The organism is Rhizobium sp. T1470 (assembly GCF_042140505.1).
Classification (GTDB): Bacteria; Pseudomonadota; Alphaproteobacteria; order Rhizobiales; family Rhizobiaceae; genus Rhizobium; species Rhizobium favelukesii.
On sequence record NZ_CP148091.1, the window covers coordinates 4199263 to 4214020 of the forward strand.

Below are 14758 nucleotides of genomic sequence, written 5' to 3' on the forward strand. Positions count from 1 at the left end.
GGAGGTCCACACCCGACAGCGCGATGCGCCCTCGGGTGCTTTTTGGTTATGCGTCTTGTTTTCGTCAAGGAAAAGCACGAGGTTTCCGCTATCCCGGAAACACAAGGAAGAGCCGATGTTTGAAAACCTCCAGGACCGTCTTGGTTCCATTCTCAATGGACTGACAGGCCGTGGCGCGCTTTCGGAAAGTGATGTTTCCGCAGCGCTGCGCGAGGTTCGCCGTGCGTTGCTGGAAGCCGACGTCGCGCTCGACGTGGTGCGTGCCTTCACCGACCGCGTCCGCGAAAAAGCCGTCGGCGCCGAGATCCTGAAGTCGATCAAGCCTGGCCAGATGGTCGTCAAGATCGTCCATGACGAGCTGATCGAGATGCTCGGTGGAGAAGGCGTCGGTGTCGACCTACACGCAGCCGCCCCCGTCGTCATCATGATGGTCGGTCTGCAGGGCTCGGGCAAGACTACCACGTCCGCCAAGATTGCCCACCGCCTGACGACGCGCGAGAAGAAGAAGGTGCTGATGGCATCGCTCGACACGCGCCGTCCGGCAGCGCAGGAGCAGTTGCGCCAACTCGGCGTCCAGGCGAGCATCGACACGTTGCCCGTCATCGCGGGCCAGTCGCCCACCGATATCGCCGCCCGCGCCGTGCAGGCAGCCAAGCTCGGCGGCCATGACGTCGTCATCCTCGACACCGCCGGCCGCACTCATATCGACGAACCCTTGATGGTCGAAATGGCCGATATCAAGAAGAAGTCGAATCCGCACGAAATCCTGCTGGTCGCGGACTCGCTGACCGGTCAGGACGCCGTCAACCTCGCCCGCAATTTCGACGAGCGCGTCGGCATCACCGGCCTCGTTCTGACCCGCATGGACGGCGACGGCCGTGGCGGCGCCGCGCTGTCGATGCGCGCCGTGACAGGCAAGCCGATCAAGCTGATCGGTGTCGGCGAGCGCATGGGCGAGTTGGAGGAATTCCATCCCCGCCGTATCGCCGACCGTATTCTCGGAATGGGCGACATCGTTTCGCTGGTCGAGCGCGCTGCCGAAAATATCGACGCCGAAAAGGCGGCCGCGATGGCCGCCAAGATGGCCAAGGGCAAGTTCGACCTGAACGACCTCGCCGACCAGCTGCGCCAGATGCAGAAGATGGGCGGCATGGGCGGCATCATGACCATGATGCCCGGCATGGCCGGCATGAAGGACAAGATGGCCTCCGCCGGCCTCAACGACAGCCTGTTCGGCCGTCAGCTCGCCATTATCGGTTCGATGACCAAGGCCGAACGCGCCAACCCTGACATGCTCAAGCATTCGCGAAAGAAGCGCATCGCCGCCGGTTCCGGTACCGATGCCTCCGACATCAACAAGCTTCTGAAGATGCACCGTCAGATGGCCGACATGATGAAGATGATGGGCGGCAAGGGCAAAGGCGGGATGATGAAGCAGATGATGGGCGGCCTTGCCGGCAAGATGGGCCTCGGTGGCCTTGGCGGCGGCATGGGCGGCATGCCTGATCTCTCCAACATCGATCCGAAGCAGCTCGAAGCACTGCAGAAGCAGGCGGAGGCCGCCGGCCTCGGCAAGCCGGGCGGCGGCATGCCTGGTCTCGGCAATGGTTTGCCGGGTCTGGGCGGCGCCAAGCTCCCCGGCCTTGGCGGTGGTTTCCCGGGTCTGCCCGGCTTGCCCAAGAAGAAGTGAAGGGTCGCGTAGAAGATGATTGATCCTGAAATCAAAGCCCAGCTTTCGAGCTATCGCCAGTCGATCGACAACATCGACGCGGCATTGGTGCATATCCTGGCCGAACGTTTCCGCTGCACCAAAGAGGTCGGCGTTCTCAAGGCCAAGTACAAGTTGCCGCCGGCCGATCCGGCGCGCGAAGAATACCAGATCGAACGCCTTCGCCACCTGGCGAAGGATGCCAATCTGGATCCGGATTTCGCCGAGAAGTTCCTGAACTTCGTCATCAAGGAAGTCATCCGGCATCATGAGCAGATCGCCGCGGATCACGCCGAAAACGGCGCCGCAGCAAAATGAACCATACCGCCAAACCAGGCGGTCCAAAAAGTCCAAGGAGTAAAGAAAATGGCACTGAAAATTCGTCTCGCCCGCGGTGGCTCCAAGAAGCGCCCGTACTACCATGTTGTCGTCGCCGACGCCCGTTCGCCGCGCGATGGCCGCTTCCTCGAAAAGCTCGGTTCCTGGAACCCGATGCTCGCCAAGGACGATGCAAAGCGCATTGAACTGAACGCCGAGCGCATCAAGCATTGGCTCGACAACGGCGCACAGCCGACCGACCGCGTTTTGCGCTTCCTCGACGAAGCTGGCGTTGCAAAGCGCGAAACCAAGAACAACCCGGTCAAGGCAAAGCCGGGCAAGAAGGCTCAGGAGCGCGCTGCTGAAAAGGCTCAGAAGGTCGCTGACGCTGCCGAAGCTGCTGCTTCCGCAGAATAATCGGGATCCTTCCCTTATGACGCGGGCGGCATGGCGACATGCCGCCCGTTTTCGTTTCCATTCCGCCGCACTTCGGTTAAGAGAAGCCCCAGATTTGCGGCTTCATGTGAAGGACGTCATGGCAAAGCTTGAAAATCCGGTTCTGATGGCAACGATCGGTGGCGCCCAGGGGCTGCGCGGCGAAGTGCGGGCTAAGGCCTATACCGCCGACCCAACCGCGCTCGGCGACTACGGCAACCTGCACAGCACGGATGGGCGCACCTTCGAGATCCTCGATATCCGGGAAATGAAGAACGTTGTCGTCGTCCGCTTCCGCGGCATCAACGACCGCAATGCGGCCGAGGCGCTGAACGGATTGGAGCTCTACATCGAGCGCGACAACCTTCCGGACGAGGAGCTGGAGGAGGACGAATTCTTCTACGCCGATCTCGAGGGGCTGGAAGCGCTCGACGACCAGGGCGTCAGCTACGGCACCGTGACCGGCGTTTTCGACTTCGGCGCCGGCGATCTCCTGGAACTGAAGGGGCCCGGCAAGCGCCCGGTACTGATCCCCTTCTCGGAAGTCTCGGTGCTCGACATCGACCTCGAAGGCGGAACGATCACCATCGATCCGCTGGCCGCCGGCCTCGTGGACGGTGAGGATGACGGCCCGAAATTCACACCCGACAAGCCTAAAAAGAAGAAGTGAGGCCGTCGATGGCGTTCCGCGCGACCGTGCTGACCCTCTACCCGGAAATGTTTCCTGGCCATCTCGGCTACTCCCTTGCCGGCAAGGCAATCGAGCGTGGCCAGTGGTCGCTCGATACCGTGCAGATCCGCGATTTCACCACGGACAAGCACCGCACCGTCGATGACACGCCCGCCGGTGGCGGCGCCGGTATGGTGCTGAAGCCCGACGTTCTCGCCCGCGCCATCGATAGCGCCTGCGAAAATGACACCCGCCCGCGACTGCTGATGAGCCCGCGCGGCAAGCCGTTGACACAGGAGCGCGTGCGCGAACTCGCATCCGGCGACGGCGTTATCATCGTTTGCGGCCGCTTCGAGGGGGTGGATCAGCGTGTCATCGATGCACGCGAGCTCGAAGAAGTCTCGATCGGCGACTACGTGCTCTCGGGAGGCGAACCGGCGGCGTTGACCGTGCTCGATGCGATCGTCCGCATTCTACCCGGCGTCATGGGCAACGATCTTTCCGGATTGCATGAGAGCTTCGAAGGCGGCCTGCTGGAGCATCCGCACTATACCCGGCCGCAAGAATGGGAAGGCCGGGAAATTCCGGCGATCCTGACATCGGGGAACCACGGTGCGATCGACAAATGGCGCCGCGAGCAGGCACTTCAGCTGACCCGGGAACGGCGCCCGGACCTGCTGGAAGACTAGGAAATGCCCGGGCGAAGCCGGGCACTCGATCTTCAGGGTGGTCAGCTGGTGGCTCCGACCGCCGAGCCGCGCGCGCTCATGCGCAACACGTAGTAGACGAGGCCGCCAATGCCGACGCCGAAGAACCAGCCATAGGTCGCCCACCAATCCGGCAGGATTGACGTGAAGGTCGGTAGGATCGATGAGAACAGCGCACCGATCACGAAGGCGATGAAGGCATTCGTGTGCCAGCCGTTCTGGAAGCGGAACTCACCATTCTCCTGATAGAGGGCCGCAACGTTCAACTCGCCCTTCCGGATGAGATAGTAGTCCACCATCATGATCCCGAAGATCGGCCCCATCGTCGAACCGATGAAGTTGACGAAGTGCGCGGCACCCGTTTCCCACGGTGCGAACGGATAGAGCACCAGCGCAATCAGAGCAGCGATGTAACCGCCCCGCTTGAAGCTGATCTGCCGGGGGAAGACATTCGAGAAATCGAAAGCCGGCGAGACGAAGTTTGCAACCACGTTGATGCCAAGCGTTGCGACGGCGAAGGTCAGAGCCGCAAGCAGCGCCAGGAACCAGCTGTCGAATTTCGCCGAGATCGCCTCCGGATGCAGCAGCACTTCACCGTAGACGGTGAACGCAGCCGTGGTCGTGACGCCGGCGACGAGGCAGAAGGCGATAAGGTTGATCGGCAGACCCCAGAGATTGCCCTTGCGAAGCGTCTTGGTGTCCTTGGCATAGCGGGAGAAATCGCAGAAATTCAGGTAGAGAGCCGCGAAGTAGGTGATCCATGTCGCGGCAACCGCGGCAAGAGCCGGGAACGAGCCCGGTTCGCCCGGAATGCCCGCATCCTTCGTCTTCTCAAGCAGGACGTCGCGCGGGATCTCGGCTCCGAAGGAGAAGGTGCCTGCCTTGATGACAAGATAGACCGCCAGGACAAGCATCATCACCCAGACGGCCGGACCAGCCATATCCTGGAACTTGCGCACCGTCTCCATGCCACGCTGGATGATCAGGAGCTGCAGGGCCCAGACGACGACGAAGCATATGACCTCCAGCGTCGAATGGCTGAGCATGTGGCTATTCTGATGGAAGGCGAGCATGCTCTCGTTGCGGATCAGCAGGGCAACAATCGCGCCGGATGCCGCCGCCGTTTGCGCGCCGTACCAGAAGCAGGCGACGACCGCGCGCACGAGGGCCGGGGCATTGGCCCCGAACGTACCGAACGAGGCGCGGGCAAGAACCGGGAACGGCACCCCCGTCTTGACGCCGGCATTGCCGACGAGGCTCATGAGGAAGAAGATGACTAGCGATCCGATACCAATCGCGATCACGAAGTTGATGAAGCTGCCGCACAGCAGGAAAAGGCTCGCGGCAAGATAATAACCCCAGAGGCTGTGAACGTCCGAAGTCCACACATTGAAGATACTGAAGGCGCCCCACTTCCTCTCCTGAGCGGGCGCCAAGTCCTCGTTATATAACGAGGGCGACGGATTGCTTGTTGTCATTCATTCCCCTCCGAAACTGAAACGGATCACAATTTGACCCAAACGCGAATCTGCTCCCCTCTTGTGCATTTGACAAATATTTAATCAAATGAGTCACAGGCTTGGCATCGAGCAATGCTGGCAAAAGCCGCGTTTGGCGTTCGGCGCGGCGAAATTTCCAGCCCGAAGGGGTGACAAAGCCTGCGTAATAGGGTATCCGCACGCCCGGAATGGGAAATTTCCCATCAACCACGTAAAGAAAAACAGACGAATTCGCTCCTGCCCTCACCGGCAAATATCTGCGGCTTGACCAAGGATAGATCGTCAGAGCGCTCTGGCTGTTGAACCAACAAAGAGGTTGAGTCATGAATATCATTCAGCAGCTTGAGGCCGAACAGGTCGCCAAGATCGAAGCCCAGCGCACGCTTCCGGAATTCTCCCCGGGCGACACCGTTCGCGTCAACGTCCGCGTCAAGGAAGGCACCCGTACCCGCGTACAGGCCTACGAAGGCGTTTGCATCGCTCGCTCCGGCGGCGGTCTGCAGGAAAACTTCACGGTTCGCAAGATCTCCTACGGCGAAGGCGTCGAGCGCGTATTCCCGGTCTACTCCCCGGCTATCGAAAGCGTAGAAGTCGTTCGCCGCGGTAAGGTCCGTCGCGCCAAGCTCTACTACCTGCGCGACCGTCGCGGCAAGTCGGCTCGTATTGTCGAGAACACCGGCACCCGCGCCCGCAAGCTCAACGACGCCGAGCGTCAGGCCGTTGCTGAGGAAAAGGCACGCCTGGAAGCCGAAAAGATTGCAGCAGCTCAGGCGCTCGCAGCCGAGAAGGCAGCACAGGAAGCCGCAGAAGCCAAGGCAGCAGCAGAAGCTGCAGCCGCTGCGGAACCGGCAGCAGAATAAGTTCTGCGGCAACGCAAAAATCTTTGCACGGAAAGGCGGTCTTTGGGCCGCCTTTTCTGTTTTTGGATGCCTGCATACGGCAATGCTCTTGCCATCGGCTTTGCACCTATGACAGGTTTCGCGAGCTATGTTTCGGGGAGATATTCAATGCCGTTCCGCCGCACCGTCCTTGCTGGACTGACCGCTCTCATTCTGTCGCCACTGGCAGCCTTCGGCGCCGATCTTCCGAACCTTCAAGGCAAGTCGGTCGTCGTCGTTACCGAGAACGCCTACCCGCCTCTGCAGTTCGTCGATCCGAAGTCGGGCAAGGCGATCGGCTGGGAATATGATGCGATGAACGAGATCGCCAAGCGGTTGAATTTCAAGGTCGAGTACCAGAACACCAGCTGGGACGCGATGATCCAGGCCGTCTCGGACAACCAGTACAACATCGGCATGACCGGCATCACCATCAAGGATGATCGCAAGGCCAAGGTGGATTTCTCCGATCCCTACATGCGCTCGCAGCAGTTCATGCTGGTACGCGGAGACGAGAAACGCTTCACCGACGCCAAGACGTTCGGTGCCTTCAACGACGGCCTCGTCGGCGCACAGCCGGGTACCTCGCCTTTCTATACAGCCGTCTACGAGATTCTTGACGGCAACGAGCAGAACCCCCGCGTGAAGCTCTTCGAGACCTTCGGCGCCACCGTGCAGGCCCTCAAGGCGGGCGACGTCGACGTGGTGCTGACCGACAGCGTCGCTGCCAAGGGTTACGTCGATGCCTCGAACGGCGGCCTGAAGGTCATCGGCGGCCCGCTCGGCACCGAGGATTTCGGCTTCATCTTCCCGAAAGGCTCCGATCTGGTTGCGCCGGTGAATGCCGCGATCGCAAGCCTGAAGGCCGACGGCACCTTTGATGCCCTAAACAAGAAGTGGTTCCTCGACTACAAGATGGGCGAATGAACCTGTCTTCGGCTAACACGTGATGGCTCCTCAGCAAGCCCCTGGCGGGCATAGTAAGGGCGACTACCCCTGGTGGCTGGTCGCCCTTATCGTGATCGGCATCGTCCTTGCCGTCGTCATCATTACCAACGACATCTATGCGCAAGTCTTCCGCACCATCTTCAACGGCGTCGGCGTCACCATCTTCGTGACGTTGGTTGGATTCGCACTGGCGACCATCCTCGGCCTAGGCATAGCGCTGCTTGGGCTGTCGGACAGCGTCGCGCTCCGCCAGATCTCGCGCTTCTATATCGAGGTTATCCGCGGCGTGCCGATGCTGGTGCTGCTGTTCTATGTTGCCTTCGTCGGCGCCCCTGGCATGGTCGCCGCCTACAATTTTCTGACCACGCCGCTGGTCCGGGCCGGCTTGAGCGAGCCGGTGATGGTGCGGGACTTCTCGCTGATGTGGCGGGCGATCATCGCCCTGATGATCGGCTATTCCTCCTTCATCGCCGAGGTTTTCCGCGCCGGCATTCAGTCCGTCGATCATGGGCAGATCGAAGCGGCCAAAGCGCTCGGCCTGTCGCGCTATCACCGCTTCCGCTTCGTCGTCTTTCCGCAGGCGATCAGGGTGATCTTCCCGCCGCTGTCGAACGATTTCGTGGCGATGGTGAAGGACAGTTCGCTGGTCTCGGTACTCGGCGTTTCCGACATCACGCAGATGGGCAAGATCTACGCCTCCGGTTCGTTCCGCTTCTTTGAGACCTATTCGATCGTCACCTATATCTACCTCATCCTGACAATCGGTTTGTCGCTTGCCCTGAGGCAAGTGGAGAAACGGATGCGCGGCAGGGATCAGCGATAGCGGCTGAACGATTCGAATTGCCGCCGTCGCGAAAAATTGGTATGTGACAGCCCATGGAATCCAAGTTTAGTTGCATTGGGGCGCATGTTTTCGTGCTGCAGGATCATTACCGCCTGCCGGCACGCTTCTTTGCGGCCGTTTCCGGTGCACTCAACAGCCGACTTCGTTGATCGAACGACGGCGCGGCGGACCTGTCCGTCACCAGCTCCATTTCTCCTTATGCATCCAAAAAAACGGACCTACCGCCATGAGCGCACCGCGTACCCTTTACGATAAGATCTGGGACGACCATCTGGTCGATCAACAGGGCGATGGCACCTGTCTTCTCTACATCGACCGCCACCTGGTCCACGAAGTTACCTCGCCGCAGGCCTTCGAAGGCCTGCGGATGACCGGCCGCAAGGTTCGTGCGCCTGAAAAGACACTGGCTGTCGTCGACCACAACGTTCCGACCTCGCCGGATCGTCATCTCGGCATCAAGAACGAGGAAAGTCGCATCCAGGTCGAGCAGCTGGCCATCAACGCCGCTGAATTCAACGTCGAATACTACTCGGAGAACGACAAGCGCCAGGGGATCGTCCACATCATCGGACCGGAACAGGGCTTCACCCTGCCGGGGATGACGATCGTCTGCGGCGACAGCCACACCTCGACGCACGGCGCCTTCGGCTCGCTTGCACATGGCATCGGCACCTCTGAGGTCGAGCACGTGCTCGCAACCCAGACGCTCATCCAGAAGAAGGCGAAGAACATGCTGGTGCAGGTCGACGGCCAGCTGCCTGCTGGCGTCACTGCCAAGGACATCGTTCTCGCCATCATCGGCGAAATCGGCACGGCCGGCGGCACCGGCTACGTCATCGAGTATGCCGGCGAAGCCATTCGCGCGCTGTCGATGGAAGGCCGCATGACGATCTGCAACATGTCGATCGAAGGCGGCGCCCGCGCCGGCCTGATCGCGCCTGACGACATCACCTTTGAGTACATCAAGGGCAAGCCGCGTGCGCCGAAGGGCGAGACGCTGGAGCAGGCTATCGCTTACTGGAAGACCCTGAAGTCAGACGAGGGCGCGCATTTCGACCGGGTTGTGAAGCTCAACGCCGCCGAGCTGCCCCCGATCGTTTCCTGGGGCTCCTCGCCGGAGGATGTCATTTCCGTTCAGGGCGTCGTTCCGAACCCGGACGAAATCCCGGAAGAGACGAAGCGCGCTTCCAAATGGCGTGCGCTTGACTACATGGGCCTGAAGCCCGGCACCCCGATCACCGAGATCAACATCGACCGTGTCTTCATCGGTTCCTGCACCAACGGCCGCATCGAGGATCTGCGCGCCGTTGCCAAGGTCGTCGAAGGCAAGACCGTTGCCTCGACCGTCAATGCCATGATCGTTCCAGGCTCCGGCCTCGTGAAGGAACAGGCAGAGCAGGAAGGCCTCGACAAGATCTTCAAGGCCGCCGGCTTCGACTGGCGCGAGCCGGGCTGCTCCATGTGCCTGGCCATGAACGACGACCGCCTGAAGCCCGGCGAACGCTGCGCCTCGACCTCGAACCGCAACTTCGAAGGCCGTCAGGGCTTCAAGGGTCGGACGCACCTCGTCTCGCCGGCAATGGCCGCCGCTGCCGCGATCGCCGGCCACTTCGTCGACATTCGCGAGTGGAACTAACAATGGATAGCCTCCCTCTCGCAGACGAGGGGGAGGTTATCCCAGCACACGCCGGACGTATTCGGTGAGACAATAGCCGCGTTCGACCCCGGGCTCCTTTTGGATGAGCAACATGAACGCCGCAAAGTCGACCGCGAAACGACGCCTCCTGCTTCTTCGCCACGCCAAATCCGCGTGGCCTTCCAATGTCGCGGACCACGATCGCCCGCTTGCCGGTCGAGGCGAGAAGGCGGCACCGCTGATGGGCCGCTATCTCGCTCATGAAAGACTTATTCCCGATCTGGTGCTCGTGTCGTCCGCTCGCCGCACGCAGGAGACTTGGGAACTCCTCGCCAAGAAGCTTCCATCCTCGATCACAAAGCAGGATGCGGACGATTTGTACGAAGCGTCCGCGGGGAAAATCGCTGCCGTCATGCAGACCATCGGCCCGCAGGTTCGAACGCTCATGCTGATAGGGCACAATCCGGGATTTCAGGATCTCGCAGACGGTCTGATCGGCGGAGGCGATCCGGAGGCATGCGCTCGCATCAGAGAGAAATTCCCGACGGCCGCACTCGCCGTCATCGATTTCGATGCCGATCGCTGGAAGGATCTGAAGCCGAGAAGCGGCATGCTGGAACGGTTCATCACGCCGCGCTCACTTGGCTGACTGCCAAGGCGGTATCTCCCCTGTCTCGAAGCGGAGAAGGAAGAGCGAAGTTCCGATCAGAAGTTGGCCGTGTACGGATCCGGCCCCATACGGGCGCCCTTGTCGTCAAGCTTGGCAATCGCCGCCATGTCGGCCGCATCGAGCTTGAAATCGAAGACCTTGAAATTCTCCTCGATGCGCGACGGCGTCACCGACTTCGGAATGACGACGAGGCCGCTGTCGATATGCCAGCGGATGATGACCTGCGCGGGCGTCTTCCCGTGCTTCTTGGCGATATCGGCAATCGTCGGATCGGCGATCAACTTGCCCTGACCGAGCGGGCTCCAGGATTCGGTGACGATGTTCAGCTTCCTGTGTGCTTCCTGGGCCGCCTTCTGCTGGAAATCGGGATGCAGCTCGATCTGGTTGATGACGGGAACGACGCCCGTGTCACCGATGATCTGTTCGAGATGATCCGGATAGAAGTTCGAAACGCCGATGGAACGGGCGCGGCCTTCTTCCCTGATCTTCACGAAAGCCTTCCAGGTTTCGCGATACAGCCCACGGTGCGGCGATGGCCAGTGGATGAGGTAGAGATCGACATACTCGGTGCCGAGCTTCTTCAGGCTGCCCTCGAACGCGCGCATGGTCGCGTCGTAGCCTTGGTCGGTATTGCGAAGCTTGGTGGTGACGAAAATGTCCTTGCGATCGAGACCGGACGAGCGGATGCCTTCGCCAACACCTTCCTCGTTGTCATAGCCGGAAGCCGTGTCGATGTGACGATAGCCGGCGGCAATGGCCGTACGCACCGTCGATGCTGCGATGTCCTGGGGCGTCTGCCAAACACCGAGGCCGACCTGGGGAATGGAATGTCCGTCATGGAAAGTGATGATGGGTTGCTGTGCCACAATATGTCTCCGGAAGTTTAAAGAATTGCACGGGCGTGATTGAACCCGCGTCCGTTGCGGATTTCCCTGCGCGCATTTCAGCCGGTGCGCCGGTCGGAAGGCATATAGGTCAGCAGGGCTGGTTTATCACCCCCGCGGATCAAAGAACGCGAACGACTGTGCCCTTGCGCATGAAGGGCAGAAGGCGCCGCATATCGCGCGGATGAACCGCCACACATCCCGCGGTCGGCTCGTAGCCGGGCTTGATCAGATGCAAGAAGATTGCCGAGCCGCGATTTCGCGTCCGCGACGTGATATTCCAGTCCATGACGAGGCAGACGTCATAGAGCCCGTCCTTGCGCTTCATTTCCTCGTGGCTCGGCCGAAACGGTGCTCTGACGAGCCTGTTGTAATTCGCATTCTCGGGCTGGTCGCACCAAAGCATATCGCCACGAATGCGGCGAACCGCAAGTGGCGTCTCAAGGCGTATGGGTCGGTCGCCGCGTCGGAAGCCGGAAAGCAGCGTCATCGAGGCTATGGGGGTGGCACCATCTCCCTCGCGCTTGAGAACCGTTCGGCCGGAGCGACCGATTGCGGCAGGCACGGTAATCGTGCCGAACTGGATCAAAGCCCTGCTTTTTTTTCCCGGCGCAGGACGAACGAGGAGGGTCGTCGACTTTATCGGTCTCGGACGCCTTGTTTTCTCCATTTTTCTCACATGTGGTTGCGATTGCTAGGACAACGATTGAAATCATATAGCATCGTATACGACAACAGCTCGGTCGCCCGATCTTTGCCAATGGTAGAAAATTGGCGTAGGAATGAGGGACCGCAGGCGAGGGATAGAGCCGCATGACCGCACGCACCATTCTCTTGGTGGATGATGATGACGACCTCCGCGAGACACTCACGGAGCAGCTTTCTCTCTATGACGAGTTCACGGTCCTTCAGGAAATGACGGCGGCCAAGGGCGTCGAGCGCGCGCGATCAACGCCGATCGACCTGCTCATCATGGATGTGGGCCTGCCTGACATGGACGGCCGCGAGGCTGTAAAGTTGCTGCGCAAGGGCGGACTGAAATCCCCGATCATCATGCTGACCGGCCATGACACAGACTCGGATACGATCCTTGGCTTGGAGGCCGGCGCCAACGACTACATCACCAAGCCATTCCGCTTTGCGGTCCTGCTTGCCCGCATCCGCGTACAGCTGCGACAGCATGAGCAAAGCGAGGATGCTACCTTCAATGTCGGCCCCTACGTCTTCAAGCCGAGCCAGAAGCTCCTCACGATGGACAGCGGCCAAAAGATCCGCCTGACCGAGAAGGAAGCGGCGATCATTCGCTACCTCTATCGCGCGGAACAAAAGGTCGTCACCCGTGACGTGCTGCTTGAAGAGGTATGGGGTTATAATTCTGGCGTGACGACGCACACGCTGGAAACCCATGTCTATCGGCTGCGCCAGAAGATTGAACGCGATCCCTCCAATGCCGAGATTCTGGTAACGGAAAACGGCGGTTACAAGATCATACCGTAAGATGGCACTGAACGATGACATCCGGCTGCTGTCGCAGCTTCCGCTGTTCCACGGCATGTCCGAGGATCAGTTGCGGCTGATCGCCTTCGGCGCGGATAGACGCGTCATTTCAGCCGGCCAGATGCTCTTTCGGGAAGGCTCGCCGGCGGAAAGCGCCTATGTCATCCTCGGTGGCGGCGTCGAACTCAGCCGGATGGGTCGCGATGGCCAGCCCGAAATTCAGAGCACCGTCGGACCTGGTACGCTTCTGTCCGAACTTGCGTTGATCACGTTGGTCGAGCGCAAGTTTACGGCGATTGCAACGGAAGACACGAGTATTATCCGCATCACCCGCTCGCTCTTCCATCGGCTGATCGAGGAGTATCCGGATGCCGCCCGACTGATCGAGCATCGCATCCGCGACAACATCGCGGAGCTCGCGGCCAAAGCCGCTGCCCAACTTCACCGCTTTGTCTGATAGATCAGAGATTGAAGTGCGCCGTGACCGGCACATGGTCGGACGGCCGTTCCCAGCCGCGGGCTTCCTTCAGGATTTCGATGCGCTGCAGGTGCGGTCCAAGGTCTTTTGAGGACCATATATGGTCAAGGCGGCGACCGCGGCCAGCCGCTTCCCAGTCCTTGGCGCGATAGCTCCACCATGTATAGAGCTTTTCGTTTTCCGGGACGTGCTGCCGCATCAGGTCGAGCCAGGCGCCACGTTGCATCACTTCGAGAAGACCTTCGGTCTCCACAGGCGTGTGGCTGACGATCTTGAGCAGCTGCTTGTGTGACCAGACGTCGTGCTCGAGGGGAGCAATGTTAAGGTCGCCGACAAGGATTGCCGAGGTGTTCGCCTCGCTATCTGCATTGAGTTGTTTCATTTCCTCGACGAAATCGAGCTTGTGGCCGAATTTCGGATTGATCGTCCGATCCGGTTCGTCGCCGCCGGCTGGCACGTAGAAGTTATGCAGGCGAATACGCCGGCTACCGCGCTCGAAGACGGCCGAGATGTGTCGCGCGTCACCGACGTTGCAATAGTCCTGGCGGTGGTCCTCGACCAGCGGGAAACGCGACGCGATGGCAACGCCGTGATAGCCCTTCTGGCCATGGACAATGATATGTTCGTAGCCCATTGCGCGCAACGGCGAGGCAGGAAACAGGTCGTTCGGAACCTTCGTTTCCTGGAGGCAGAGGATGTCTGGCTTATGCTTGAGGACGAATTGCTCGACGATCGGCATGCGCAGCCGCAGAGAATTGATATTCCAAGTCGTAACCGAGAAGCCCATTCGAACGCCTTTCAAAACCGGACAAACTGGCTTTAGAGCAAAGGCTGTGCCGATGGAACGGATGCGCGCAAAGAAAAACGCCCCGCGGGATCGCAGGACGTTCTTCTCGTAAAACAGCAGACATCAATCTCGGTAAGCGGCCGTTCCCGGGATCACCTCGTACGGCACCCTGAACACCTTGTCGTCGAACTGGACCCCGGTCTTGACGTTGAAGACCATGACCGAGGTGTCCTTGCCCTGGTTGTCGGTGATCGTCCACTGGCGAAGATCGTAGGTCTTCGGATCGAACATCATCGTAATCGTCGAGTTACCAAAAACCGTGTTGTTGCCGAGAGCGATTGTCGTCAGGTCGGATTCCTGCTTGACGCTCTTCACCGAACCGGACGACAAATCGATACGCTGCGCCAGCAGCAGACTGAGAGGCGTCTTGGAGAGCGGATACAGATCCCACGTCTTGAGCTTCATATTCCCGACAGCCACGTTCTTTCCGTCAGCAATGACGCGGATCGGCGACGGGTTGTCATAGTTGAAACGCAGCTTACCGGGGCGCTGGATGTAGAACTTTCCGCCCGTCTGCTCGCCGCGCGGGCCGAATTGAACGAATTCGCCCTGCATCGTGGCGACACTCGAGAAGTGGTCCGCGATCGCCTGTGCTGTAGCGTTGTTGGAAGCAGCGGATGCCGCCTGGGCATAGGCAGCGATCGGAATCGCAGACGCCGCAGCGACCGCCAGCGTACCCAAAAGATGGCGCCGGGTCAGCGAGATGCGGTCCAGGATGGGATCGGAGTTGTTCATCTAT

Annotated in this window: 17 protein-coding genes; 12 read left to right on the top strand and 5 right to left on the bottom strand. The window is 60.3% G+C overall.

Features of this window, described 5'->3' with window-relative positions:
- Positions 1–115: 115 nt before the first annotated feature.
- The 5 genes from ffh to trmD all read left to right on the top strand — a co-directional run bounded on the left by ffh (position 116) and on the right by trmD (position 3820).
- Positions 116–1690: a signal recognition particle protein gene (ffh, locus tag WGT02_RS21055; protein ID WP_208249492.1), complete on the top strand. Its 1575-nt coding sequence runs from the start codon at positions 116–118 to the stop codon at positions 1688–1690.
- A gap of 15 nt (positions 1691–1705) precedes the next feature.
- Positions 1706–2026 carry a chorismate mutase gene (locus tag WGT02_RS21060; RefSeq protein ID WP_024315320.1) on the top strand — a complete coding sequence of 107 codons (321 nt, stop codon included), beginning with the start codon at positions 1706–1708 and terminating at the stop codon, positions 2024–2026.
- Positions 2027–2074: 48 nt separating this feature from the next.
- The gene (rpsP, locus tag WGT02_RS21065; RefSeq protein ID WP_024315321.1) at positions 2075–2443 is read left to right on the top strand and encodes a 30S ribosomal protein S16; all 369 of its coding nucleotides are present in this window, start codon (positions 2075–2077) and stop codon (positions 2441–2443) included.
- 118 nt (positions 2444–2561) lie between these two features.
- On the top strand, positions 2562–3131 hold the full coding sequence (rimM, locus tag WGT02_RS21070; RefSeq protein ID WP_024315322.1) for a ribosome maturation factor RimM: 570 nt from the start codon (positions 2562–2564) through the stop codon (positions 3129–3131).
- A gap of 8 nt (positions 3132–3139) precedes the next feature.
- Positions 3140–3820 carry a tRNA (guanosine(37)-N1)-methyltransferase TrmD gene (trmD, locus tag WGT02_RS21075; protein ID WP_024315323.1) on the top strand — a complete coding sequence of 227 codons (681 nt, stop codon included), beginning with the start codon at positions 3140–3142 and terminating at the stop codon, positions 3818–3820.
- Positions 3821–3861: 41 nt separating this feature from the next.
- Here trmD and WGT02_RS21080 read toward each other — a convergent pair whose 3' ends face one another.
- A complete protein-coding gene (locus tag WGT02_RS21080) occupies positions 3862–5316 on the bottom strand; it encodes an NCS1 family nucleobase:cation symporter-1 (protein WP_024315324.1) in 1455 nt (484 codons plus the stop codon).
- A gap of 344 nt (positions 5317–5660) precedes the next feature.
- Here WGT02_RS21080 and rplS point away from each other — a divergent pair, with 344 nt between their 5' ends.
- The 5 genes from rplS (at position 5661) to WGT02_RS21105 (ending at position 10292) form a co-directional block, all read left to right on the top strand.
- A complete protein-coding gene (rplS, locus tag WGT02_RS21085) occupies positions 5661–6197 on the top strand; it encodes a 50S ribosomal protein L19 (protein ID WP_024315325.1) in 537 nt (178 codons plus the stop codon).
- 147 nt (positions 6198–6344) lie between these two features.
- Entirely contained in the window at positions 6345–7142 is a 798-nt protein-coding gene (locus WGT02_RS21090; protein ID WP_037070382.1) for a transporter substrate-binding domain-containing protein, read from the top strand.
- A 22-nt stretch (positions 7143–7164) separates the two neighbouring features.
- Positions 7165–7986, top strand: coding sequence for an amino acid ABC transporter permease (locus WGT02_RS21095; RefSeq protein WP_024315327.1), 822 nt, complete (start codon positions 7165–7167; stop codon positions 7984–7986).
- Positions 7987–8233: 247 nt separating this feature from the next.
- Positions 8234–9643, top strand: a complete 1410-nt coding sequence (gene leuC / locus WGT02_RS21100) for a 3-isopropylmalate dehydratase large subunit (RefSeq protein WP_024315328.1) — start codon at positions 8234–8236, stop codon at positions 9641–9643.
- 112 nt (positions 9644–9755) lie between these two features.
- Positions 9756–10292, top strand: a complete 537-nt coding sequence (locus tag WGT02_RS21105) for a histidine phosphatase family protein (RefSeq protein WP_024315329.1) — start codon at positions 9756–9758, stop codon at positions 10290–10292.
- A 56-nt stretch (positions 10293–10348) separates the two neighbouring features.
- Here the strand turns inward: WGT02_RS21105 and WGT02_RS21110 are convergent, their stop codons facing one another.
- Entirely contained in the window at positions 10349–11179 is an 831-nt protein-coding gene (locus WGT02_RS21110) for an aldo/keto reductase (protein WP_024315330.1), read from the bottom strand.
- Between the two features lie 139 nt (positions 11180–11318).
- Positions 11319–11867, bottom strand: a complete 549-nt coding sequence (locus WGT02_RS21115; protein WP_082321244.1) for a L,D-transpeptidase — start codon at positions 11865–11867, stop codon at positions 11319–11321.
- A gap of 143 nt (positions 11868–12010) precedes the next feature.
- Between WGT02_RS21115 and WGT02_RS21120 the strand changes: the two genes are divergently transcribed.
- Together WGT02_RS21120 and WGT02_RS21125 are read left to right on the top strand one after the other, a co-directional pair.
- The gene (locus tag WGT02_RS21120) at positions 12011–12694 is read left to right on the top strand and encodes a response regulator transcription factor (protein WP_024315332.1); all 684 of its coding nucleotides are present in this window, start codon (positions 12011–12013) and stop codon (positions 12692–12694) included.
- A gap of 1 nt (position 12695) precedes the next feature.
- Positions 12696–13151, top strand: coding sequence for a cyclic nucleotide-binding domain-containing protein (locus WGT02_RS21125; protein ID WP_024315333.1), 456 nt, complete (start codon positions 12696–12698; stop codon positions 13149–13151).
- Positions 13152–13155: 4 nt separating this feature from the next.
- Here the strand turns inward: WGT02_RS21125 and xth are convergent, their stop codons facing one another.
- A complete protein-coding gene (gene xth / locus WGT02_RS21130) occupies positions 13156–13959 on the bottom strand; it encodes an exodeoxyribonuclease III (RefSeq protein WP_024315334.1) in 804 nt (267 codons plus the stop codon).
- 123 nt (positions 13960–14082) lie between these two features.
- A complete protein-coding gene (locus WGT02_RS21135; protein ID WP_024315335.1) occupies positions 14083–14754 on the bottom strand; it encodes an outer membrane lipoprotein carrier protein LolA in 672 nt (223 codons plus the stop codon).
- Between the last annotated feature and the right edge of the window lie 4 nt (positions 14755–14758).

What these genes read in the sequence shown, in the direction of transcription:
- ffh (WP_208249492.1), top strand. Translation starts at nt 116, where the DNA reads ATGTTTGAAAACCTCCAGGACCGTCTTGGTTCCATTCTCAATGGACTG.
- WGT02_RS21060 (WP_024315320.1), top strand. Translation starts at nt 1,706, where the DNA reads ATGATTGATCCTGAAATCAAAGCCCAGCTTTCGAGCTATCGCCAGTCG.
- rpsP (WP_024315321.1), top strand. Translation starts at nt 2,075, where the DNA reads ATGGCACTGAAAATTCGTCTCGCCCGCGGTGGCTCCAAGAAGCGCCCG.
- rimM (WP_024315322.1), top strand. Translation starts at nt 2,562, where the DNA reads ATGGCAAAGCTTGAAAATCCGGTTCTGATGGCAACGATCGGTGGCGCC.
- trmD (WP_024315323.1), top strand. Translation starts at nt 3,140, where the DNA reads ATGGCGTTCCGCGCGACCGTGCTGACCCTCTACCCGGAAATGTTTCCT.
- WGT02_RS21080 (WP_024315324.1), bottom strand. Translation starts at nt 5,316, where the DNA reads ATGACAACAAGCAATCCGTCGCCCTCGTTATATAACGAGGACTTGGCG.
- rplS (WP_024315325.1), top strand. Translation starts at nt 5,661, where the DNA reads ATGAATATCATTCAGCAGCTTGAGGCCGAACAGGTCGCCAAGATCGAA.
- WGT02_RS21090 (WP_037070382.1), top strand. Translation starts at nt 6,345, where the DNA reads ATGCCGTTCCGCCGCACCGTCCTTGCTGGACTGACCGCTCTCATTCTG.
- WGT02_RS21095 (WP_024315327.1), top strand. Translation starts at nt 7,165, where the DNA reads ATGGCTCCTCAGCAAGCCCCTGGCGGGCATAGTAAGGGCGACTACCCC.
- leuC (WP_024315328.1), top strand. Translation starts at nt 8,234, where the DNA reads ATGAGCGCACCGCGTACCCTTTACGATAAGATCTGGGACGACCATCTG.
- WGT02_RS21105 (WP_024315329.1), top strand. Translation starts at nt 9,756, where the DNA reads ATGAACGCCGCAAAGTCGACCGCGAAACGACGCCTCCTGCTTCTTCGC.
- WGT02_RS21115 (WP_082321244.1), bottom strand. Translation starts at nt 11,867, where the DNA reads ATGGAGAAAACAAGGCGTCCGAGACCGATAAAGTCGACGACCCTCCTC.
- WGT02_RS21120 (WP_024315332.1), top strand. Translation starts at nt 12,011, where the DNA reads ATGACCGCACGCACCATTCTCTTGGTGGATGATGATGACGACCTCCGC.
- WGT02_RS21125 (WP_024315333.1), top strand. Translation starts at nt 12,696, where the DNA reads ATGGCACTGAACGATGACATCCGGCTGCTGTCGCAGCTTCCGCTGTTC.
- xth (WP_024315334.1), bottom strand. Translation starts at nt 13,959, where the DNA reads ATGGGCTTCTCGGTTACGACTTGGAATATCAATTCTCTGCGGCTGCGC.
- WGT02_RS21135 (WP_024315335.1), bottom strand. Translation starts at nt 14,754, where the DNA reads ATGAACAACTCCGATCCCATCCTGGACCGCATCTCGCTGACCCGGCGC.